The organism is Ramlibacter sp. bp-362, from assembly GCF_054956735.1.
Genome location: NZ_JBUDXE010000003.1, coordinates 40,348 through 62,482 on the forward strand (window position 1 = coordinate 40,348; position 22,135 = coordinate 62,482).

Consider the following 22,135-nt stretch of genomic DNA (forward strand, 5'->3'; position numbering starts at 1 on the left):
ATTGCGGGCTCGACCCGCAATCCACGGCGGCGTGGCACCACGCACCGATGGATCCCGGGTCAGGCCCGGGATGACAAGCTCGTGGTTTGTCCCTGCCGAGACAATGTCTCGTGGCCTCGCCCGCCTACAATCGACCGAAAAAAGAACGACCGTTCTTTTCCCCATCTCGCAAAGGAAGCAGCATGACGGCTGAATACAAGGTGCACGGCGATGTCGCCGTCATCACGCTGAACAACCCGCCGGTCAACGGCCTCGGCTACGCCACGCGCACCGCCATCGCGCAAGGCCTGGACCAGGCGAACGCGGACCCGGCCGTCAAGGCGATCGTGCTCACGGGCGCGGGCAAGGCCTTCTCCGGCGGCGCCGACATCAAGGAGTTCGGCTCGCCCAAGGCGGTGGCGGAACCCAACCTGCTGTCGGTGATCCTCGCCTGCGAGAACTCGGCCAAGCCCGTCGTCGCGGCGATCCACTCGGTGGCCATGGGCGGCGGCCTCGAGCTGTCCCTGGGCTGCCACTACCGCATCGCCGCGCCGGGCGCGAACATCGCGCTGCCCGAAGTGAAGCTGGGCCTCATTCCCGGTGCCGGCGGCACGCAGCGCCTGCCGCGCGTGCTGGGCGTGGAAGTCGCGCTCAACATGATCGTCAGCGGCGAACCGGTCAAGAGCGAGATGCTGGCGCAGCTGCCCGGCCAGAAGCTGTTCGACAAGATGGCGGCCTCGCCCGAGTCCCTGCTGGAGGAGGCGATCGCCTTCGCCCGCTCGGTGGCCGACAAGCGCCCGCTGCCGCTGGTGCGCGACCTGCCCAGCAAGCACCCGCTGGGCGACGCCTACTTCCAGTTCGCGCGCAACATGGTCAAGGGCATGGCGAAGAACTTCCCGGCGCCGGCGAAGTGCGTCGACGCGGTGGAAGCGTCGACCAAGAAGAAGTTCGCCGACGGCATGGTGTACGAGCGCGAGATCTTCACCGCGCTGATGTTCACGCCCGAGTCGCGCGCGCTGCGCCACCTGTTCATGGCCGAGCGGGCCGCCTCCAAGATCGCCGACGTGCCGGACGACACGCCGCAGCGCAAGATCGAGAAGGTCGCCGTGATCGGCGCCGGCACCATGGGCGGCGGCATCTCCATGAACTTCCTGAACGCCGGCATCCCGGTGACCATCCTGGAGATGAAGCAGGAAGCGCTGGACCGCGGCATCGCCACCATCCGCAAGAACTACGAGTCGCAGGTCAAGCGCGGCAAGCTCAAGCAGGACAAGTACGAGGAGCGCATGGCGCTGCTCAAGACCACGCTCTCCTACGACGACATCCGGGATGCCGACCTGGTGATCGAGGCGGTGTTCGAGGAGATGGGCGTCAAGCAGAAGGTCTTCGAGAAGCTCGACGAGGTGGCGAAGAAGGGCGCGATCCTCGCGTCCAACACCTCCACGCTGGACGTCAACAAGATCGCCGCCTTCACCAAGCGGCCGCAGGACGTCGTCGGCCTGCACTTCTTCAGCCCGGCCAACGTCATGAAGCTGCTGGAGGTGGTGCGCGGCGACAAGACGGCCAAGGACGTGCTGGCCACGGTCATGTCGATGGCCAGGAAAATCCGCAAGACGGCGGTCGTCTCGGGCGTGTGCGACGGCTTCATCGGCAACCGCATGATCGAGCAGTACAGCCGCCAGGCCGGCTTCCTGCTGGACGAGGGCTGCACGCCGCAGCAGGTGGACAAGGCGATCGAGAAGTTCGGCTTCGCCATGGGCCCGTTCCGCATGGGCGACCTGGCCGGCAACGACATCGGCTGGGCGATCCGCAAGCGCCGCGCGCAGGAGCGGCCGAACATGCTGTACAGCCGCACGGCCGACAAGCTGTGCGAGCTGGGCCGCTTCGGCCAGAAGACCGGCGCCGGCTGGTACGACTACCAGGAAGGCAAGCGCGACGCGATCCCGTCGAAGCTGGTGGAGGACATGGTCGCCGAGCACCGCAAGTCGCTGGGCATCACGCCGCGCAAGATCTCCGACGACGAGATCGTGCAGCGCCTGGTCTTCTCGCTGGTGAACGAGGGCGCCCGCATCCTGGAGGAGGGCATCGCCGCCCGCGCCAGCGACATCGACATGGTCTACATCACCGGCTACGGCTTCCCGATCCACCGCGGCGGGCCGATGCTCTACGCGGACCAGGTCGGCCTGTTCAACGTGGTGCACGCGATGAAGCGCTTCCAGCAGAACCCGCACGACGACGCGAAGTTCTGGGAACCGGCGCCGCTGCTGGCGAAGCTGGCCTCCGAAGGGAAGACGTTCAATTGAACGTCGACGAGGAGGCCATCCCGGCGCAGGCCGGGATCTCCCCGAGCGCCACAAACGCATGATCAAGCGCATTCTCCTCGCCCTCGTCGCGGCCGTCCTGCTGCTGGCCGCGGCCGTGGCCGTCAACACCTGGCGGCAGGGCTCGCGCCAGCTGCAGGTCGCGCCGGCACCGGCGCTCGCCGTGGACGAGCGGGCCGTCGCCGGCACGCTGGCCGAAACCATCCGCCTGCGCACGATCGCCTCGCGCGAGGACCCGGACGCGAATTCGGCGGAGTTCCTGAAGCTGCATGCCCTGCTGCAGCAGCGCTTCCCGCGCGTGCATGCGACGCTGCAGCGCGAGCGGGTCGGCAAGTACAGCCTGCTCTACACCTGGAAGGGGAGCGACCCCCAGGTGCGGCCGATCGCGCTTCTGGCGCACCAGGACGTGGTGCCCATCGCGCCGGGCACCGAGGGCCAGTGGCAGGTGCCGCCCTTCGCCGGGGAGGTGCGCGACGGCTACATCTGGGGCCGCGGCGCCTGGGACGACAAGGGCAACATCGTCGCGCAGCTCCAGGCCGTGGAAACGCTGCTGGCCGCGGGCTTCCAGCCGCGCCAGACCGTGTACCTGGCCTATGGCGCCGACGAGGAGATCAACGGCCTGCGCGGCGCGCTGGAGATCGTGAAGCTGCTGCAGCAGCGCAAGGTGCACCTCGACTTCGTGCTCGACGAAGGGCTCCTGCTCACGCAGGGCCTCATGCCCGGCATCGCGCAGCCGGTGGCGCTCGTCGGCATGGCGGAGAAGGGCTACGCCTCCGTCCGGCTGAAGGCGTCCGGCACGCCCGGCCACGCCTCCATGCCGCCGCCGTCCGGCACCAGCGCGATCGCGGCGATCAGCGAAGCCCTGGTGAAGCTGGATCGCGAGCAGTTCCCCGCGCAATTGCGCGGGGTGCCGCGCGAGATGTTCGAGACCCTCGCGCCCGAGATGAGCGGCGCGCAGCGCGTGGTGCTCTCCAACCTGTGGCTGTTCGCGCCGCTCGTGCAGCGGCAGCTGGAACGCAGCCCGACCACGAACGCCATGGTGCGCACGACCACCGCGCTGACCATCGTGCAGGCCGGCAACAAGGACAACGTGCTGCCCGGCGAGGCGGAGGCCACCGTCAACTTCCGCATGCTTCCGGGCGATACGCAGCAGAGCGTCCTGGCGCACGTGCGGCGCACGGTGGGCGAGGGCGTGCAGGCGAGCGTGCTGCCGGGCGCCGCCGACCCGAGCCCGGTGACGCCCACCGCGTCCGCCGGCTACCAGTTGATCAACCGCACGATGCGATCGCTGTTCCCCGATACCCTGGTCGCGCCGGGCCTCATGGTGGCGGGCACGGACGCCCACCACTATGCGCCCGTCGCGGACCACATCTTCCGCTTTTCGCCCATGCGCGCCCGGCCCGAGGACCTGACGCGCTTCCACGGCACCGACGAACGCATCTCCGTCGCCAACCTCGGCGAGCTCGTGCGCTTCTACCACCAGCTGCTGCGCAACCTCGACGCGCCCGCACCCTGACCGACTCCTCCAGAAAGGCCTGACATGACCAACGCCGTGATCGTTTCCACCGCCCGCACGCCCCTCACCAAGAGCTGGAAGGGCGCGTTCAACATGACGCATGGCGCCACGCTGGGCGGCCACGTCGTCAAGCACGCGCTGCAGCGCGCCGGCGTCGCGCCGGACGCCGTGGAGGACGTGCTCATGGGATGCGCCAACCCGGAAGGCGCCACCGGCGCCAACATCGCCCGCCAGATCGCGCTGATGGCCGACCTGCCGGTGACCGTGTCGGGCATGACCATCAACCGCTTCTGCTCCTCGGGCCTGCAGACCATCGCCATGGCCTCGCAGCGCGTGATCGCCGGCGAGGGCGAGGTCTACGTCGCCGGCGGCGTCGAGAGCATCTCCTGCGTGCAGCAGGAGATGAACCAGCACATGCTGCGCGACCCGGCCCTGGACAAGAAGAAGCCGGAGATCTACTGGTCCATGCTGCAGACGGCGGAACAAGTGGCCAAGCGCTACAACATCAGCCGCGAGCAGATGGACGAGTACGGCGCCGCCAGCCAGCAGAAGGCCTGCGCCGCCCAGGAAGCCGGCAAGTTCAAGGACGAGATCGCCCCGATCACGGTGAAGGCCGGCGTCGCCGACGCCGTGCTGGGCCTGATCACCAAGGAGGTGACGGTGTCGCAGGACGAAGGCCTGCGCCCCGGCACGACCAAGGAAGGCATCGCCGGCATCCGCCCGGCGCTGCCCGGCGGCGTGATCTCCGCCGGCAACGCGAGCCAGTTCTCCGACGGCGCCGGCGCCTGCGTGGTGGTGAGCGAGGAGTACGCGAGCCGCAACAACCTGAAGCCGATGGGCCGCTTCCTCGGCTTCGCCGTCGCCGGCTGCGAGCCCGACGAGATGGGCATCGGCCCGGTCTTCGCCGTGCCCAAGGTGCTCAAGCGCCTGGGCCTGAAGGTCGAGGACATCGACCTGTGGGAGCTGAACGAGGCCTTCGCCGTGCAGGTGCTGTACTGCCGCGACAAGCTGGGCATCCCGGCCGACCGCCTGAACGTCAACGGCGGCGCCATCGCCGTGGGCCACCCCTACGGCGTCTCGGGCCAGCGCCTCACGGGCCACGCCCTCATCGAAGGCAAGCGCCGCGGCGCCAGGAAGGTCGTCGTCACGATGTGCATCGGCGGCGGGATGGGGGCGGCGGGGGTGTTCGAGGTCCTTTGAGCGCTTAGATAGGAACGCAGAGGGCGCAAAGGTTACGCAGAGGACGCAGAGGAATTCAGGAAGACATGTCTTTAGTCTTTTGACTTCTCTGCGTTCTCTGCGAAACCTCTGCGTCCTCTGCGTTCATCCTCTCCACCTTCCAACTCCTTGTCCGAAGCGCGCATGTCCTCCCTCCGCCCCACGCTCGATTTCCTGCTGTACGACTGGCTGCATGCGGACCGCCTGAACGGCCGCGCGCGGTTCGCGGAGCATTCGCGCGAGACTTTCGATGCGGTGCTGGATACGTGCGAGCGGATCGCGCGGGAGAAGTACGCACCGTTCAACCGGCTGGTGGATACCGAGGAGCCGCGGTTCGATGGCGAGAAGGTGATCCTGCCGCGCGCGACGCACGAGGCGCACGAGGCCTACGTCGCCTCCGGCATGCTGGGCGCCGCGCAGGACTACGAGGAGGGCGGCATGCAGCTGCCCTACACGATCGAGGCGGCGGCGGGCACCTTCTTCGCCACCGCGTCCGTCAGCATCGGCGGCGGGCTGCTGACCAAGGGCAACGCCAACCTGCTGATGGTGCACGGGACCGAGGCGCAGAAGGAGGTCTTCGCGCGCAACGAGTTCAGCGGCCGCTTCTCCGGGACCATGGCGCTGTCGGAGCCGCAGGCCGGCTCCTCGCTTTCCGACATCGCCACGCGGGCGACGCCCGACGGCGCCGATTTCGAGAGCGATCCCCTCGGCCCGCGCTACCGCCTCAAGGGCAACAAGATGTGGATCTCCGCCGGCGAACACGAGCTGGCCGAGAACATCGTGCACCTGGTGCTCGCGAAGATCCCGGGTCCGGACGGCGAGCTGGTGCCGGGCACGCGCGGCATTTCGCTCTTCATCGTGCCGAAGAAGCTCGTCGGCACCGATGGCCAGCTGACCGGGGAGCGCAACGACATTGCCCTGGCCGGCCTGAACCACAAGCTGGGCTGGCGCGGCACGACCAACACGCTGCTCAATTTCGGCGAAGGGAAGTACCCGGTGCGCGGCGGGGCCGGCGCGATCGGCTACCTGGTGGGCAAGCCGGGCGAGGGCCTGCGCTGCATGTTCCACATGATGAACGAGGCGCGCATCGGCATCGGGCTGGCCGCGACCTCGCTGGGGCTGGCGGGTTACTACGCCTCCCTCGAATATGCGAAGAACCGCCCGCAGGGTCGCCCCGTTGGACCGGCGGGCAAGGACGCCGCGCAGCCGCAGGTCCGCATCATCGAGCACGCCGACATCAAGCGCATGCTGCTCGCGCAGAAGTCCTATTGCGAGGGCGCGCTGGCGCTGCTGCTGTACTGCGCGCGGCTGGTCGACGAACAGCACACCGGCACGCCGGAAGCCGCCGAGGAGGCGCGCCTGCTGCTGGAAGTCCTGACGCCGGTGGCCAAGAGCTGGCCCAGCGAGTTCTGCCTGGAGGCCAATTCGCTCGCGATCCAGGTGCACGGCGGCTATGGCTACACCCGCGACTTTCCCGTGGAGCAGTACTGGCGCGACAACCGCCTGAACATGATCCACGAGGGCACGCACGGCATCCAGGCGGCCGACCTGCTGGGACGCAAGGTCGTGATGGAAGGCGGCAAGGGACTCATGCTGCTGGCCGGCCGCATCAACGCGACGATCGAACGCGCGATCCAGCAGCCGCCACTCGCCGAACACGCCAATGCGCTGGGGCAGGCGCTGCAGAAGGTCGGCGCCGCCACCAAGGCGGCCTGGGCCACCGGCAACCCTGGCGAGGCGCTCGCCAATGCGGTGCCCTACATGCAGGCCTTCGGCCACCTCGTGATCGCCTGGGCCTGGCTGGACGTGCTGCTGGCCGTCCCGCCGGACAGCACGCGCGCGGAAGACGAAGGCCGCCGCCGCGCTGCCCGCTATTTCTTCCATTACGAGCTGACGAAGATCCCGGCCTGGCTGCGCGTCGTGGAAACGCGCGACGCGACCTGCGCCACGATGCCGGAGGAGGCCTTCTGATGCCTTCGCAGCGCACCCTGGCCCGCCTCGATGCGCTGGCCTGGATCCTCATCTACGGCGGCCTGTTCGCCCTGGTGCTGGGGATCGCCTCGCACGACGAGACGGTGATCGGCGGCTGGAGCCTGTCCGTGCTGGGCGGCGTGGCCACCGTCGCCGGCATCGTGCTGATCTTCGTGCGCTCGCGCCTCGGCGAGACGCCGCCCCGCCCGCCGACGAAAACCTGAACCCACGGAGAAGTCCATGACCCGCACCATCGCCCAACTCTTCGACCTCAAAGGCCGCACGGCCCTCGTCACCGGCGGCTCCCGCGGCCTGGGCCTGCAGCTGGCGCATGCGCTGGGCGAGGCCGGCGCGCGCATCATGCTCACGGCGCGCAAGTCCGACGAACTGGAGGAGGCCGTCGCCGAGCTGCAGGCCGCCGGCATCGACGCGCGCTGGATCGCGGCCGACTGCGCCCGCGAGGAAGACATCCGCCGGCTCGTCGACGAGACGCTCGAGCGCATGGGCGACGTCGACATCCTCGTCAACAACGCGGGCGCCGCCTGGGGCGCGCCGGCCGAGGACCATCCGCTGGAGGCCTGGGACAAGGTGATGAACCTGAACGTCCGCGGCTATTTCCTGCTGAGCCAGCTGGTCGCGAAGCGCAGCATGATCCCGCGCAAGCAGGGGCGCATCATCAACCTCGCCTCGATCGCCGGGCTGGGCGGCAACCCGGCCGGGCACGAGACCATCGCCTACAACACGTCCAAGGGCGCCGTCATCACCTTCACCCAGGCGCTGGCCTGCGAGTGGGGCGAGCACGGCATCAACGTCAACGCGATCTGTCCCGGCTTCTTCCCGAGCAAGATGACGCGCGGCACGCTGGAGAAGATCGGCATCGAGAACCTGAAGAAGAACGCGCCGCTGAACCGCCTGGGCGACGACGAGGACCTGAAGGGCGTCGCGCTGCTGTTCGCCTCCGACGCCGGCAAGCACATCACCGGCCAGTGGCTCGCGGTGGACGGCGGCGTGTCGGTCGTCACCGGAGGCTGAGTGGCGAGCCCGAAACTCTTCGGGGCCGAGATCCCCTTCGTCCACCACCTCGGCTTAGAGCTGGTGATGATGGAAGGCGGCGCCTCGGAACTGCGCTTCGAACCGAAGCACGAACACATGAATTCCTTCCTGGTCGCGCACGGCGGTGCCATCATGACGCTGCTGGACGTGGCCATGGCGACCGCCGCGCGCAGCGTGGACATGGAAACCGGCGTCGTGACCATCGAGATGAAGACCAGCTTCATGCAGCCCTGCCAGGGCCTGCTCACCGCCCGCGGGCGGCTGATGCACCGCACGAAGTCCATGGCCTTCACCGAGGGCACCGTCTTCGACGCGCAGGGCCGCGCCTGCGCCCACGCCAGCGGCACCTTCAAGTACGTCAAGCGGCGGCCGCCCGGCGCGCCGGGCGACGCCATTTCCACCGATTGACAGGAGCGCACCATGCCGAAGAACAGACAGATCCTGCTGGACAACCGGCCCCAGGCCGAGGCGAGCACGGGCAACTTCCGGATGGTGACGACGGACACGCCGCCGCTGCAGGAAGGCCAGGTGCTGGTGCGCCACGAGTTCCTGAGCCTCGACCCCTACATGCGCGGGCGCATGAACGACGCCAAGAGCTATGCCGCGCCGCAGCCGCTCGGGCAGGTGATGCAGGGCGGCACGGCGGGCGAGGTGGTGGAAAGCCGCAGCCCGAAGTTCGCCGTGGGCGACAAGGTGCTGGGCATGGGCGGCTGGCAGGAGTACAGCGTGGTCGACGCGAGCCAGCCCGGCGCCCTGCGCAAGGTGGACACGACGCAGGTGCCGCTGTCGCACTACCTGGGCGCCGTGGGCATGCCCGGCGTGACGGCCTGGTACGGCCTCAACCGCATCATCCAGCCGAAGGCGGGGCAGACGGTGGTGGTGAGCGCGGCCAGCGGCGCCGTCGGCAGCGCGCTGGGTGCCCTCGCCAAGGTGCGCGGCTGCCGTGCCGTGGGCATCGCGGGCGGGCCGGAGAAGTGCCGCTACGTGACGGACGAACTCGGCTTCGACGCCTGCATCGACTACAAGCAGCACGCCGACGCGCAGTCGCTGTCGCGCGCGCTGAAGGAAGCCTGCCCGGACGGCATCGACGGCTATTTCGAGAACGTCGGCGGCATGGTGATGGACGCCGTGATGCTGCGCATGAACGCCTTCGGCCGCATCGCGCTGTGCGGGATGATCGCCGGCTACGACGGCAAGCCCATTCCCATGGCCTATCCGCAGCTGATCCTGACCAACCGGCTGCTGGTGCAGGGCTTCATCGTCAGCGAGCACATGGAGGACTGGCCGGAGGCGCTGAAGGAGCTGGGCGGGCTGGTCGGCAGCGGCAAGCTGCGCCCGCGCGAGACCGTCGCGCAGGGCCTCGAGTCCGCGCCGGAAGCCTTCCTGGGCATGCTCAAGGGCCGCAACTTCGGCAAGCAGCTGGTGAAGATCTCATGAGCGCGGCCACGCACGAGGTCTTCAACCAGCCCGAGCCGCTGGCCGACGTCAACCTGTTCGAGACCAACCGGCCCCTGCAGGACGCGCTTCGCTTCAACGCGCCCGGCGCCGACACGCAATCGCTGGTGCGCCTGGGCGCGCTCGCCGGCAGCGCGCAGATGCAGGCGCACGCGCGCCTGGCCAACACGCACCTGCCCGAACTGCACACGCACGACCGCTTCGGCCGCCGCATCGACGAGGTGGAGTTCCATCCGAGCTACCACGCGCTCATGACGGCGGCCGTGGAAGCCGGCCTGCATGGCAGCGCCTGGTCCGCGGGCCCGGAGGCCCACCTCCTGCGCGCCGCCGGCTTCATGCTGTTCACCGGGCTGGAGCCCTCGGTGCTGTGCCCGATCTCCATGACCTACGCCGCCACGCCGGCGCTGCGGGCGAATGCGGCGATCCACGGCGACTGGGCGCCCAAGCTCACCAGCCGCAGCTACGACCCGCGCCTGGCGCCCTGGCGCGACAAGGCCGGCGTGACCATGGGCATGGGCATGACCGAGAAGCAGGGCGGCTCGGACGTGCGCGCGAACACGACCCGCGCCGAGCCGCAGGGCAGCGACGCCTGGGGCGCGCGCTACGCGGTCACCGGCCACAAGTGGTTCTTCTCCGCGCCCATGTGCGACGCCTTCCTGGTGCTCGCGCAGACCGCCTCGGGCCTCAGCTGCCTGTTCCTGCCGCGCGTGCTGCCGGACGGCAGCCGCAACGCCATCCGCATCCAGCGGCTGAAGGACAAGCTGGGCAACAAGGCCAACGCCAGCTCGGAAGTGGAGTTCGAGGGCGCGACGGCCTGGCTCGTCGGCGACGAAGGACGGGGCGTGCCGCAGATCCTCGAGATGGGCACGATGACGCGCCTGGACTGCGCGCTGGGCACCAGCGGGCTGATGCGCCAGGCGCTGGCGCTGGCGCTGGACCACACGCGCCAGCGCATGGCGTTCGGCAAGCGCCTGATCGAGCAGCCGCTGATGCGCAACGTGCTGGCCGACCTCGCGCTGGAAAGCGAAGCGGCCACGGCCCTGGCCATGCGCCTCGCCCGCGCGCTGGCGCGCCGCGAGGACGCGCAGGAAGCCGCGATCGCGCGCCTGCTCACGCCCATCGCCAAGTTCTGGATCTGCAAGCGCGGCAGCGGCTTCGCCCAGGAAGCCATGGAATGCCTGGGCGGCAACGGCTACGTGGAAGAGGGCGGCGAAGGCGTCATGGCCCGCATCTACCGCGAGATGCCGGTCAACTCCATCTGGGAAGGCGCCGGCAACATCATGGCGCTGGACCTGCTGCGCGCGCTGCGCAAGGCCGATGCCGCCGCGGCGCTCGCGGCGGAACTGGCGCCGGCGAAGGGCCAGCATGCCGCGCTGGACCGCATGGCCGCGGCGCTGCCGACCCGGGTGGAGGAACTGTCCACGGAAGCCGAGGCGCGCCGCCTCGCGCAGGACGTCGCGCTCGCCGTGCAGGCGGCGCTGCTCGTGCAGACCGCGCCGGGGCCGGTGGCCGCGGCCTTCTGCGCCGCGCGCCTGGGCGGCGAAGGCGGCCAGGTGTTCGGCACGCTGCCGGGCGGCACCGATTTCGACACGATCCTGCGGCGCGCGCTGCCGCACTGAACACCATCGCATGCAAGACCTCATCCTGCACCACTACGCCAGCTCGCCCTTCTCGGAAAAGATCCGCCTGGTCCTGGGCCACAAGAAGCTGCCGTGGAAATCGGTGCTGGTCCCGCCCATCCTGCCCAAGCCCGACGTCGTCGCGCTCACCGGCGGCTACCGGCGCACGCCGGTGCTGCAGGTCGGGGCGGACATCTACTGCGACACGGCGCTGATCTGCGACGTGCTGGAGCACGTGCGGCCGGAGCCGACGCTGTACCCGCCGCACCTGAAGGGCGCCTGCCGCATCTTCGCGCAGTGGGCCGACTCCACGCTGTTCTGGGCGGCGATGGGCTACAACCTGCAGCCGCGCGGCATGGCGCACGTGTTCGCGAAGGCGCCGCCGGAAGCGGCCAAGGCCTTCGGCGAGGACCGCAAGGCGATGGCGACGAACATGGTGCGGCTGCGGCCCGGCGATGCGACCTCGGCGTACCGCTCCTACCTGCGCCGCATCGCCAACATGGCGGACGAGCACGACTTCCTGTTCGGCATCGCGCCGTGCGTCGCCGACTTCGCGGCCTATCACGGCATCTGGTACACGCGCAACCAGGTCCCGCCGCTGGCCGACATCCTCGACGCGACGCCCTCGGTGAACGAATGGGCCAACCGGATGGAGGCGATCGGCCACGGCCCGATGACCAAGCTGACGTCCGCGGACGCGGTGGCCATCGCCGCGGCGGCGGAGCCCGAACCGCCGGGCGCCAACCTGCTGGTCGACAGCGCCTTCCAGGACGACCACGGCATCGCGCTGGGCAGCCGCGTGACGGTCACGCCGGAGAGCTTCGGCACCGAGGCGACCGAAGGCGAGCTGATCGCCGCCACCCGCACGCACTACAGCCTGCGGCGCGAGGACGCCCGCGCCGGCCTGGTGCACGTGCATTTCCCGCGCCTCGGCTACGTGCTGCGCGCCGCCTGAAGCGAAGCATGGCCCGCGCGATCGGCTTCTGCCTGTTCGACACGGCCATCGGCGCGTGCGGCATCGCATGGACCGCCGACGCGCTCGCGGCGGTGCAGTTGCCGGAGGCGACGGACGAAGGCACGCGCCGGCGGATGCTGCGCTACACCGGCGAAGCGGAGGAAGCGCAGCCGCCGGTCTTCGTGCAAGGCGCGATCGCGCGCATCCAGGCGCTGCTGCAGGGCGCGCACGACGACCTCGCGGACCTGCCGCTCGACTGGGGGGAACTGCCGGAATTCAACCGGCGCGTGTATGAAGTGACGCGCGCGATCCCGCCGGGCGAGGTGCTGACCTACGGCGAGGTGGCGCGGCGGATCGGCGAGCCGGGCGCCGCGCGCGCGGTGGGGCAGGCGCTGGGGCACAACCCGTTCGCGCCGGTGATCCCTTGCCACCGCGTGCTCGCGGCCGGCGGCAGGTCGGGTGGCTTCTCCGCCGAGGGCGGGGCGAACACGAAGCTGCGGATGCTGGAGATCGAGAAGGCGCGGTTCGGGGACCAGCCGGGGTTGTTCTAGAAGCTGGGGTTCGCCTGCGGCTCACCGCCAGCCTACGATGGGAGCTCGCGTTCACCGGCCCCGTAGGCTGGCGGTGAGCGCAGCGAACCCCAGCGATCAGCGCATCAGAACCACCTGCGCCAGCCGGAAGTCTCGGCGGGCTTGTCCTCCATCCGCCGCTCCCCTTCCAGCCGCCGCTCCTCCTCCTGCATGCGCGCCAGCGGCTCGCTCTGCAGCGGCACGTCCGGCCGCGCGACTTCGGTGCGCGCCACTGGCGCGCCGCCGATCCGCTCCAAGCGGCTTTCCAGCCGGTGCTCCAGCTCGTTCAGGCGCGCCGACACCATGCGGTTCAACTGCTCCATGTGCGCCTGCATCTCGCGCCGGTTCTGCACCATGGCCTTGTCGAATTCGGTCGCCGCGTGCGCGTCGCGCTCGCGCATTTCCTTCAGGTGCGTGTCCAGGTGCTGGCGCAGGTCGGTGAAGCGCGAGGCCTCGGCCTTGTCGGCCAGTTCGCGCTGCGCTTCCAGCGTCTTCTGGTGGTGCCGGTAGTCCATCAGCGACTGCGTGCGGATGGCCGCCGACGACGCGAGGAACAGGACCAGCGTGAGGGCCAGCAGGCCCAGGAGGATCAGGCCCAGCGGCGCGTCCGCGACGACCGGGCCGAACAGCAGGGGCGTGGGGCGGATGATCTCCGCCCAGTTCAGGGCGGCGAAGCCTGCGACCAGCAGGATCGCCACCACCAGCGCGATGGTGCGTGTGCGCATGAGGAAACTCCTTGGGATGTCAACCGATTCTCGTCAGTGGGGCGCGCGCAACTGTCAGCCAGTGCCCTGTTTGGGTGTCCGCAGCGTGTGGCAAACTCGACCGCTCCCATCGTCCGCAAGCAGTAACACGATGCAAAAAATCCTGCGGCAGATCGCTGCCGAACTCAAAGTGCAGGAGAGCCAGGTCCGCGCGGCCGTCGAGCTCCTCGATTCCGGCGCCACCGTCCCCTTCATCGCCCGTTACCGCAAGGAGGCCACCGGCGGCCTCGACGACAACCACCTGCGCGAACTCGAAGCGCGCCTCGCCTACCTGCGCGAGCTGGAGGAGCGGCGCGAGGCCGTCCTCAAGAGCATCGAGGAGCAGGGCAAGCTCACGGCCGAACTGCGCGCCGCCATCGAGGCGGCGCCGACCAAGCAGGAGCTGGAAGACCTCTACCTGCCGTACAAGCCCAGGCGGCGCACCAAGGGCCAGATCGCCCGCGAGGCCGGCATCGAGCCGCTGGCCGACCTGCTGTGGGCCGATCCCACGCGCGATCCCGCGGCCGAAGCCGCCGCCTTCGTGAAGGCGGAGAAGGGCGAGGGCGGCGAGGACTTCACCACCGTGGCCGCCGTCCTCGACGGCGTGCGCGACATCCTGTCCGAGCGCTGGGCCGAGGACGCCGCGCTGGTGCAGTCGCTGCGCGAGTGGCTGTGGTCCGAGGGCCTGCTGAAGTCCAAGCTCGCGGCGGGCAAGGACGAGAACCATCCCGACGTCGCCAAGTTCCGCGACTACTTCGACTACGACGAGCCGATGGCCCGCGTGCCATCGCACCGCGCGCTCGCCGTGTTCCGCGGCCGCGCCCAGGACATCCTGGAAGCGAAGCTCGCGCTGCCGCAGGAGCCGGAGCCCGGGCAGCCTTCCGTGGCCGAGGGACGCATCGCGCTGCACCTGGGCTGGAGCCACCAGAAGCGCGCGGCCGACGACCTGCTGCGCAAGTGCGTGGCCTGGACCTGGCGCGTGAAGCTGTCGCTGTCCACCGAGCGCGACCTGTTCTCGCGCCTGCGCGAGGAGGCCGAGAAGGTGGCGATCAAGGTGTTCGCCGAGAACCTGCGCGACCTGCTGCTGGCCGCACCGGCCGGCCCGCGCGTCGTGATGGGCCTGGACCCGGGCATCCGCACCGGCGTGAAGGTCGCGGTGGTGGACTCCACCGGCAAGCTGGTGGACACCGCCACGGTGTACCCGCACGAGCCGCGCCGCGACTGGGAAGGCGCGCTGCACACGCTGGGCCAGCTGTGCCGCAAGCACGGCGTGAACCTCATCGCCATCGGCAACGGCACCGCCAGCCGCGAGACCGACAAGCTGGCGGCCGACCTGATGAAGCGCATCGACGGCATGCAGCGCATCGTGGTGAGCGAGGCCGGCGCCTCGGTCTACTCCGCCAGCGAATACGCGTCGCAGGAGATGCCGGACGTGGACGTGAGCCTGCGCGGCGCCGCGAGCATCGCGCGCCGGCTGCAGGACCCGCTGGCCGAACTGGTGAAGATCGATCCCAAGTCGATCGGCGTCGGCCAGTACCAGCATGACGTGAACCAGAGCGAGCTCGCGCGCACGCTGGACGCCGTGGTGGAAGACTGCGTGAACCGGGTGGGCGTGGACCTCAACACCGCCAGCGCGCCGCTGCTGGCGCGCGTGTCGGGCCTGTCCGCCTCGGTCGCGAAGGCCGTCGTGCAATGGCGCGAGGCCAACGGCGCCTTCCGCAGCCGCCAGCAGCTGCTGCAGGTGGGCGGCCTCGGCCCCAAGACCTTCGAGCAGAGCGCGGGCTTCCTGCGCATCCGCAACGGCGAGAACCCGCTGGACATGACGGGTGTGCACCCGGAGACCTATCCGGTGGTGGAGAAGATCCTGGCGCACGCCGGCAAGCCGGTGCAGGAGCTGATGGGCCGCGCCGAGATGCTCAAGACGCTGAAGCCGGAACTGTTCGCCAACGAGAAGTTCGGCGTCATCACGGTGAAGGACATCCTGGGCGAGCTGGAGAAGCCGGGCCGCGATCCGCGCCCCGACTTCAAGGTGGCGCGCTTCAACGAGGGCGTGGACGACATCGCCGACCTGCAGCCCGGCATGGAGCTGGAAGGCACCGTGAGCAACGTCGCCGCCTTCGGCGCCTTCGTCGACCTGGGGGTGCACCAGGACGGCCTGGTGCACGTGAGCCAGCTGTCGCACAAGTTCGTGAACGACGCGCGCGAGGTCGTGAAGACCGGCGACATCGTCAAGGTGAAGGTGCTGGAAGTGGACACCGCGCGCAAGCGCATCAGCCTCACCATGAAGCTCGGCGCGCCGGCGCCGCGCGCGGGCGGGCCCCGCGAAAACCGCTACGAAGGGGCCGGCCGCGGGCAGCGCGCACCGGCCAACCCGGTGATCGGCGGCGCGATGCAGGGCGCATTTGCAAAACTGCAGGGATTGCGAAAATAGCCGCATGCAGGCGAAACCTTCCCGCGGATGAACGCCGCACCGGGCCAGGCGGGCGTCGCAGCGAGCGTGCTCTCCCTGCGGATGCGCGGCTTCGCGGACGATCCCGCGCGGCAGGCGGGCCTGCGTGAAACCCTGCTGGCCGCGGCGCGCAAGGCGCTCGCGGACTGGGATCCGGCCCACCGCGTTGTTCTGGAGGCACCCGACGGCCTCGCGTTCGTCGGGCACGTGCCCCCGTCCGTCGCCCTGCGCGCGGCCGGCATCGCCGCGCGCGAGGCCGCCGGCGCGCCGCTCGGCATCGGCCTGCACCACGGTCCCGTGGAACTGCTGCAGGAGGGCGGGCAGCCGCGCGTGGCCGGCGAAGGCCTCGAGACCGCGGCGGCGCTCGCCGGCTTCACCGCGACGCAGGCCGTGGTGGCGTCGCAGCCTTTCCGCGATGCGCTCGCCGCGCGTTCGCGCCGCGAGGCTGACGACCTGCGGCCGGCCGGCGACATGGTGGACGAGCAGCTGCGCAAGCACCCGATCTTCGTGTTCGACGCCGCCGCGGCGCGCGATCGCACGCTGCGCCGCCGCCTGCTGGCGGGCGGCGGCCTGGTGCTGCTGCTCGGCGCGGGCGCCGCAGCGCGCATCGCGCGCGAGCGCTACGAAGCGGCGCGCCGGCCCGCCGTGATCCATTTCGACGTGCAGCCTTCGGGCGAGGTGTTCATCGACGGAAAGCGCGAGGGCGCGACGCCGCCCATGCTCGAACTGAAGGTGCCGCCGGGGCCGCACAGCATCGAGGTGCGCAGCGGCCGCTTCCCGCCGCTGCGCCTGGACGTGCAGCTGCAGCCGGGCGAGCAGCTGCAGCTGAAGCACGTGTTCGCCGCGCCGCCGCCGCGCCGTCCGCGCGTGCGCGAGCAGGAGCGGCCGAGCGTGATCGAGCAGCTCAAGGACCGCTGGCGGAGGCTCTGGTGACGGTGGACGCCGGTACCTCCCCCTTCACGCACCTCGGCCGCTACCGCGTCGTGCGCGAGCTCGGGCGCGGCGCCATGGGCGTGGTGTACCTGGCCGAGGACGATTCGCTGCAGCGCCAGGTGGCGGTCAAGACCCTGCTGCTGCCCGACGAGGCCGGCGAGCGGCGCGAGCTCGAGGCCCGCTTCCTGCAGGAAGCGAAGGCCGCGGGCAGCCTGAACCACCCGGGCATCATCACCATCCACGACCTCGGGCGCCAGGGCGACTGGCTCTACATCGCCATGGAGCTGCTGGAGGGCAAGGAGCTGCGCGACCGCATGGCCGCCGGCATGCTGTCGCTGCACGAGGCGGTGGACATCGGCGCGCAGGTCGCGGCGGCGCTGGGCGCGGCGCACGCGCGCGGCGTCGTGCACCGCGACATCAAGCCGGGCAACATCATGCTGCTGGCCGACGGGCACGCGAAGATCATGGACTTCGGCATCGCGCGCATGCAGACGTCCGACGTGCGCACGCGCAGCGGCACGATGATGGGTTCGCCCAAGTACATGTCGCCGGAGCAGGTGAGCGGGCACGCGGTGGACCACCGGACGGACGTGTTCTCGCTCGGCTCCATGCTGTACGAGATGATCGCCGGCGTCCCGCCCTTCGACGGCAGCAACCTCGGCCAGCTGCTCAACGCCATCCTGCACGGCACGCCGCCACCGCCCAGCCAGTTCCGCGCCGGCATTCCGCCGGCGCTGGATGCGGTGATCGCGCGCGCCATGCAGAGGAACGCCGCCGCGCGCTACCAGGATGCGGGGGAGATGGCCCGCGAGCTCGCGCAGATCCGCGGCACGCTGCCGCGCGGCCGAGGCGAGCAGGCCCCGGCGGCCGGCGATGGCGCGGCCGATCCCTATGCGGCGACGGCGGCGATCACGACGATGCAGGAGGCCGAGGCGCCCGCGCGCGGCCTGCCGCTGGCGCCGGATTTCGATTCCTCCGCCGGGCTCGAGAGCCTGCGCCGGCAACCCGCAGCGGCCGCGCCGGCCGCGCCGCGCAGGACCGGCCGCTGGCTGGCCTGGGCCACGGCCTACCTGCTGGCCACGGCGGGCGCGCTCGCGATCGCGCTGCGCTGAAGCCGCGCCGCGGCGCGGCTCCCTAGAATTCCGCGATGCAAGCCTTGCGCATCTACGCCGGGCCGGCCGCCCGGCGCCACATCGGGCAGCATGGCCTGCAGGCCGCCGACGTCGGCATCGTGCCCGGCGCGGCCGGCGGCCCCAAGGGCCTGGTCCTCGGGCCGCTGGACCGCTTCCTGTTCGGCCGCTGGCTGCCGCGGACCGACCACACCATCCATCTCGTCGGCGCCTCCATCGGTGCCTGGCGGATGGCCACCGCCTGCCTGCGCGACCCGGCGCAGGCCTTCGCGCAGATGGAGCGCGACTACATCGCGCAGGACTTTTCCCTGCCGCTGGGCATGCGCAGGCCGACCGCGGCGCTGCTGTCGCGGCGCTTCGCCGAAGGGCTCACGGCCTTCTACGGCGGGCGCATCGCCGAGGTGCTGTCGCATCCGCGCTTCCGGCTGCACGTCGTCACGACGCGGGGGCGGCACCTGCTGCGGCGCGAACACCGCATCGCCACGCCGCTCGGTTACCTGGGTGCCTTCGTCAGCAACGTGGTGCACCGCAAGGCGATGGGCGCGTGGCTGGAGCGCGTGGTGTTCTCGGGGCCGGAGCAGGGCAGCCCGTGTCCGCTGCCATTCGACACCGGTGACTTCCCGACGCGGCAGGTGGCGCTGACCGAGGAAAACTTCCAGCCGGCGCTGCAGGCGAGTTGTTCGATCCCCTTCCTGCTGCAGGCCGTGCACGACATCCCCGGCGCGCCGCCCGGCGCCTACTGGGACGGCGGCATCACCGACTACCACCTGCACCTGAACTACGCCTGCGAGCCGGGGCCGGGCCTGGTGCTCTATCCGCATTTCCAGAAGGCGGTGGTGCCGGGCTGGCTGGACAAGGGCCTGAAGTGGCGGCACCGGCCGACGGCCTTCCTCGACCGGATGATCGTGCTGGCGCCCGATCCCGGATGGGTGCGCAGCCTGCCGAACGGGAAGCTGCCGGACCGCACGGACTTCGCGCGCTACGCGAACGACGCGCCGGGGCGCATGCGCGACTGGACGCGGGCCGCGCGCGAGAGCGAGCGGCTGGCGGAGGAGTTCGCGGGGTGGTTGGAGCGGCCGGATCCCTCGCGCGTGGAAGCCTTGTAGTGCTGGGGTTCGCTCCGCTCACCGCCAGCCTACGAAGCCGGCGCTCGTGGGTATTCGTAGGCTGGTGGTGAGCGCAGCGAACCACCAGCAATCACATCGACGCTTCGAGCATCTCCACGTAATCCTGCCGGCTCGCCTCCCGCGGATTCGTCTTGTGGCAATGGTCCGCCATCGCCCCCTCGATGATCTTGTCGAACCACTCGCGCTGCACGCCCATGGCCGCCAGCCCCGAAGGCAGCCCCAGCCGCGCGTTCATGTCGCGGATCGCCTCCGGGATGTCGTTGCCCGAGCGCAGGCCCATCGCGTGCGCCATGCGGTCCAGCCGGCGGTCCTTCTGCACCGACGGCGCCTGCGCGTTGAAGCGCACCACCGCCGGCAGGAACATCGCGTTGAGCGTGCCGTGATGCAGGCGCGGATCGACGCCGCCCAGGCTGTGGCTGAGCGAATGGACGCAGCCCAGGCCCTTCTGGAAGGCCATCGCGCCCTGCATGGACGCGCTCATCAGGTTCAGCCGCGCCTCGCGGTCGCTGCCGTCGCGCGTGGCGCGCTCGATGTGGCTCCAGCCGCGCTCGAGTCCGTCCAGGGCGATGCCGTCGGCCGGCGGGTTGAACGCCGCGGCCATGAAGGTCTCCATGCAGTGCGCGATGGCATCCATGCCGGTGGCGGCCGTGAGCTTGGGCGGCAGGCCCATGGTGAGTTCCGGGTCGCAGATCGCCGTCTTGGGCAGCAGGTGCCAGGAATGGAAGCCGAGCTTGCGGTGGTCGTCCACGATGATGATCGCGCCGCGCGCGACCTCGCTGCCCGTGCCGCTGGTGGTGGGCACCGCGACCAGGGGCGCGACCTTCTCGGTGATGCGCGGCGAACCGCCCTCGATGGTGGCGTAGTGCTTCAAGGGGCCTTCGTGCGTGGCGGCGATGGCGACGCCCTTGGCGCAGTCGATCGCCGAGCCCCCGCCGACGGCGACGAGCCCGTCGCAGCCTTCCTGGCGGTAGATCTCCGTCGCCGCCCGCACCGCAGCCTCGGTGGGATTGGACGGCGTCTGGTCGAACACGGCGTGCGGCACGCCCGCCAGCGCATCGAGCGCCTTCTGCAGCACGCCGGCGGCCCGCACGCCGGCATCGGTGACCACCAGCGGCTTGGAGATGCCCACGCGCTCGCACTCCTGCTTCAGCAGGCGGATCGCGCCGAAATCGAACTGGACCTGGGTGAGGTAGTAGATGAGGGCCATGGCTTCTTGTCGCTTACGATGAGGGCTTCACTGTACGCCCGCCCGCATCGGGGGGCGCCGCCGCCCCCGTGCCTTTTCTTCCGCAGTTTCCCGAACTGACCCCTGCCATGCGTTCGGTGCTGGAGCGCATGGCGCGCGCCGGCCAGCCGCCCCTGTACAGCCTGCCGCCCCGCGAGGCGCGCGCCGCCTACGAGGCCGGCGCCGGCGTGCTGGAGGTCCCGCGCCCCGCCTTGCCCCGCGTGCAGGACCTGCAGTTTCCCGCGGCCGACGGCGCCATGCTCCCGGCGCGTCTCTATGCGCCTTCGGAAGACGCGAGCCTGCCGCTGCTCGTGTACTTCCACGGCGGCGGTTTCACCATCGGCAGCATCGCCAGCCACGACACGCTGTGCCGCGTGCTGGCGCAGCGCTCCGGCGGGGCCGTGCTTTCGGTCGGCTACCGGCTGGCGCCGGAGCACCGCTTCCCGACCGCGGTGGACGATGCCTGGGCGGCGACGCAGTGGGCGGCGCGCGAGGCGCCCCGCCTCGGCCTCGACGCAAGGCGGCTCGCGGTGGGCGGCGACAGCGCCGGAGGCACGCTCGCCACCGTCTGCGCGACGCTCGCGCGCGACACCGGGCTCGCGCTGCGCCTGCAGCTGCTGTTCTATCCCGGCTGCGCCGCCCGGCAGGACACGCCCTCGCAGGCGCGCTATGGGCAGGGCCTGTTGCTGGAGCAGGCGCACATCGACTACTTCTTCGGCCAGTACGTCGAAGACGACCAGCGCGAGGACTGGCGCTTCGCGCCTCTGGAAACGCCCGACGTCGAAGGCGTGGCGCCCGCCTGGTTCGGCCTGGCCGAGTGCGACCCGCTCATCGACGAGGGCCTGGCCTACGCGGATAAACTGCGCGCAGCCGGCGTCGCGGTGGACCTCGAGATCTACCGCGGCGTCACCCACGAATTCATCAAGATGGGCCGCGCGCTGCCGGAAGCCCGGCAGGCGCACGCGGATGCCGCGGCGGCCCTCCAACGCGCATGGCAGGCATGAAGAGAGAAGAGTTCCGTTTCTTCCACCCGCTGCGGGTCCGCTGGGCGGAAGTGGACATGCAGAAGATCGTCTTCAACGCCCACTACCTGATGTACTTCGACACGGCGGTGGCGGACTACTGGCGGGCGCTCGCGCTGCCCTACGAGCAGGCGATGCACCAGCTGCAGGGCGACCTGTACGTGAAGAAGGCGACGGTGGAGTTCCACGCCTCGGCCCGCATGGACGACCGGCTCGACGTGGCGCTGAAGTGCGGCCGCATCGGCAATTCGTCCATGCTGTTCCAGGGCGCGATCTTCCGCGGCGAGCAGCTGCTGATCACCTGCGAGCTGGTCTACGTGTTCGCCGACCCGGCGACGCAGACCTCGCGCCCGGTGCCGGGCCCGCTGCGGGACGTGATCACGGGCTACGAAGCCGGCGAACCCATGCTGCAGGTGAAGACCGGCAGCTGGGCCGAACTGGGCGAGGACGCGGGCCGCCTGCGCACCGAGGTGTTCGTGCAGGAGCAGGGCATCCCGGTGGAGCTGGAGTGGGACGAGGCCGATGCGAGCGCACTGCACGCGGTCGCCTACAACCGCCTGGGCCAGCCGGTCGCCACCGGCCGGCTGCTGCCCGCGCAGGACGGCACCGCGACCATCGGCCGCATGGCCGTGCACCAGGTGCTGCGCGGCCGCCGCTTCGGCGAGGAAGTGCTGCGCACGCTGGCGGCGCAGGCGCAGCGGCGCGGCGACCGCGCGATCGCGCTGCACGCGCAGCGCACCGCACGCTCCTTCTACGCGCGCCTGGGCTTCGAGGCGCAGGGCGAGCCGTACGAGGAGGCCGGCATCCCGCACATCACCATGACCAGCGCGCTGCCGCTGGCGCGCTGAGG

General features: G+C 70.6%; 19 protein-coding genes. 17 read left to right on the plus strand and 2 right to left on the minus strand.

The features are described from left to right. The first annotated feature begins 182 nt into the window (after window positions 1–182). The 11 genes from ACY0MJ_RS04665 to ACY0MJ_RS04715 all read left to right on the plus strand — a co-directional run bounded on the left by ACY0MJ_RS04665 (window position 183) and on the right by ACY0MJ_RS04715 (window position 12,638). Window positions 183–2,282, plus strand: a complete 2,100-nt coding sequence (locus tag ACY0MJ_RS04665) for a 3-hydroxyacyl-CoA dehydrogenase NAD-binding domain-containing protein (protein WP_462637132.1) — start codon at window positions 183–185, stop codon at window positions 2,280–2,282. Between the two features lie 58 nt (window positions 2,283–2,340). After that, window positions 2,341–3,816: a M20 family peptidase gene (locus tag ACY0MJ_RS04670; RefSeq protein ID WP_462637133.1), complete on the plus strand. Its 1,476-nt coding sequence runs from the start codon at window positions 2,341–2,343 to the stop codon at window positions 3,814–3,816. 24 nt (window positions 3,817–3,840) lie between these two features. Continuing rightward, complete coding sequence (locus ACY0MJ_RS04675; RefSeq protein ID WP_462637134.1) at window positions 3,841–5,016, plus strand: acetyl-CoA C-acyltransferase; 1,176 nt, start codon at window positions 3,841–3,843, stop codon at window positions 5,014–5,016. A 162-nt stretch (window positions 5,017–5,178) separates the two neighbouring features. Beyond that, entirely contained in the window at window positions 5,179–7,005 is a 1,827-nt protein-coding gene (locus ACY0MJ_RS04680) for an acyl-CoA dehydrogenase (RefSeq protein ID WP_462637135.1), read from the plus strand. Then, window positions 7,005–7,229: a hypothetical protein gene (locus ACY0MJ_RS04685; RefSeq protein ID WP_462637136.1), complete on the plus strand. Its 225-nt coding sequence runs from the start codon at window positions 7,005–7,007 to the stop codon at window positions 7,227–7,229. Before ACY0MJ_RS04680 ends, ACY0MJ_RS04685 begins: the two co-directional genes overlap by 1 nt. A 16-nt stretch (window positions 7,230–7,245) precedes the next feature. After that, window positions 7,246–8,037, plus strand: a complete 792-nt coding sequence (locus tag ACY0MJ_RS04690; protein ID WP_462637137.1) for an SDR family oxidoreductase — start codon at window positions 7,246–7,248, stop codon at window positions 8,035–8,037. Beyond that, the gene (locus ACY0MJ_RS04695) at window positions 8,038–8,466 is read left to right on the plus strand and encodes a PaaI family thioesterase (RefSeq protein ID WP_462637138.1); all 429 of its coding nucleotides are present in this window, start codon (window positions 8,038–8,040) and stop codon (window positions 8,464–8,466) included. Window positions 8,467–8,478: 12 nt separating this feature from the next. Continuing rightward, window positions 8,479–9,495 carry an NADP-dependent oxidoreductase gene (locus ACY0MJ_RS04700; RefSeq protein ID WP_462637139.1) on the plus strand — a complete coding sequence of 339 codons (1,017 nt, stop codon included), beginning with the start codon at window positions 8,479–8,481 and terminating at the stop codon, window positions 9,493–9,495. Beyond that, window positions 9,492–11,132 carry an isovaleryl-CoA dehydrogenase gene (locus tag ACY0MJ_RS04705; RefSeq protein ID WP_462637140.1) on the plus strand — a complete coding sequence of 547 codons (1,641 nt, stop codon included), beginning with the start codon at window positions 9,492–9,494 and terminating at the stop codon, window positions 11,130–11,132. Before ACY0MJ_RS04700 ends, ACY0MJ_RS04705 begins: the two co-directional genes overlap by 4 nt. Before the next feature lie 10 nt (window positions 11,133–11,142). Continuing rightward, window positions 11,143–12,087, plus strand: a complete 945-nt coding sequence (locus tag ACY0MJ_RS04710) for a glutathione S-transferase family protein (RefSeq protein ID WP_462637141.1) — start codon at window positions 11,143–11,145, stop codon at window positions 12,085–12,087. Window positions 12,088–12,095: 8 nt separating this feature from the next. Beyond that, window positions 12,096–12,638: a methylated-DNA--[protein]-cysteine S-methyltransferase gene (locus tag ACY0MJ_RS04715; RefSeq protein ID WP_462637142.1), complete on the plus strand. Its 543-nt coding sequence runs from the start codon at window positions 12,096–12,098 to the stop codon at window positions 12,636–12,638. Window positions 12,639–12,742: 104 nt separating this feature from the next. Here ACY0MJ_RS04715 and ACY0MJ_RS04720 read toward each other — a convergent pair whose 3' ends face one another. Next, entirely contained in the window at window positions 12,743–13,381 is a 639-nt protein-coding gene (locus tag ACY0MJ_RS04720; protein ID WP_462637143.1) for a hypothetical protein, read from the minus strand. A 130-nt stretch (window positions 13,382–13,511) separates the two neighbouring features. On the opposite strand from ACY0MJ_RS04720, the gene ACY0MJ_RS04725 reads away from it, so the two are divergent. The 4 genes from ACY0MJ_RS04725 to ACY0MJ_RS04740 are packed head-to-tail and all read left to right on the plus strand — an operon-like array spanning window position 13,512 to window position 19,017. Continuing rightward, window positions 13,512–15,830 (plus strand): Tex family protein, encoded by a 2,319-nt coding sequence (locus ACY0MJ_RS04725; RefSeq protein ID WP_462637145.1) that lies wholly within the window; start codon window positions 13,512–13,514, stop codon window positions 15,828–15,830. A 27-nt stretch (window positions 15,831–15,857) separates the two neighbouring features. After that, a complete protein-coding gene (locus ACY0MJ_RS04730) occupies window positions 15,858–16,781 on the plus strand; it encodes a PEGA domain-containing protein (RefSeq protein ID WP_462637146.1) in 924 nt (307 codons plus the stop codon). Beyond that, window positions 16,778–17,893, plus strand: coding sequence for a serine/threonine-protein kinase (locus ACY0MJ_RS04735; protein WP_462637147.1), 1,116 nt, complete (start codon window positions 16,778–16,780; stop codon window positions 17,891–17,893). The genes ACY0MJ_RS04730 and ACY0MJ_RS04735 overlap by 4 nt, the downstream gene beginning before the upstream one ends. 35 nt (window positions 17,894–17,928) lie before the next feature. After that, a complete protein-coding gene (locus ACY0MJ_RS04740) occupies window positions 17,929–19,017 on the plus strand; it encodes a patatin-like phospholipase family protein (protein ID WP_462637148.1) in 1,089 nt (362 codons plus the stop codon). Window positions 19,018–19,108: 91 nt separating this feature from the next. Here ACY0MJ_RS04740 and ACY0MJ_RS04745 read toward each other — a convergent pair whose 3' ends face one another. Beyond that, window positions 19,109–20,245 carry an iron-containing alcohol dehydrogenase gene (locus ACY0MJ_RS04745; protein ID WP_462637150.1) on the minus strand — a complete coding sequence of 379 codons (1,137 nt, stop codon included), beginning with the start codon at window positions 20,243–20,245 and terminating at the stop codon, window positions 19,109–19,111. Between the two features lie 107 nt (window positions 20,246–20,352). Between ACY0MJ_RS04745 and ACY0MJ_RS04750 the strand changes: the two genes are divergently transcribed. Further along, entirely contained in the window at window positions 20,353–21,267 is a 915-nt protein-coding gene (locus ACY0MJ_RS04750; RefSeq protein ID WP_462637152.1) for an alpha/beta hydrolase, read from the plus strand. Continuing rightward, the gene (locus ACY0MJ_RS04755) at window positions 21,264–22,133 is read left to right on the plus strand and encodes a YbgC/FadM family acyl-CoA thioesterase (protein WP_462637153.1); all 870 of its coding nucleotides are present in this window, start codon (window positions 21,264–21,266) and stop codon (window positions 22,131–22,133) included. Before ACY0MJ_RS04750 ends, ACY0MJ_RS04755 begins: the two co-directional genes overlap by 4 nt. The last annotated feature ends 2 nt before the right edge of the window (window positions 22,134–22,135 follow it).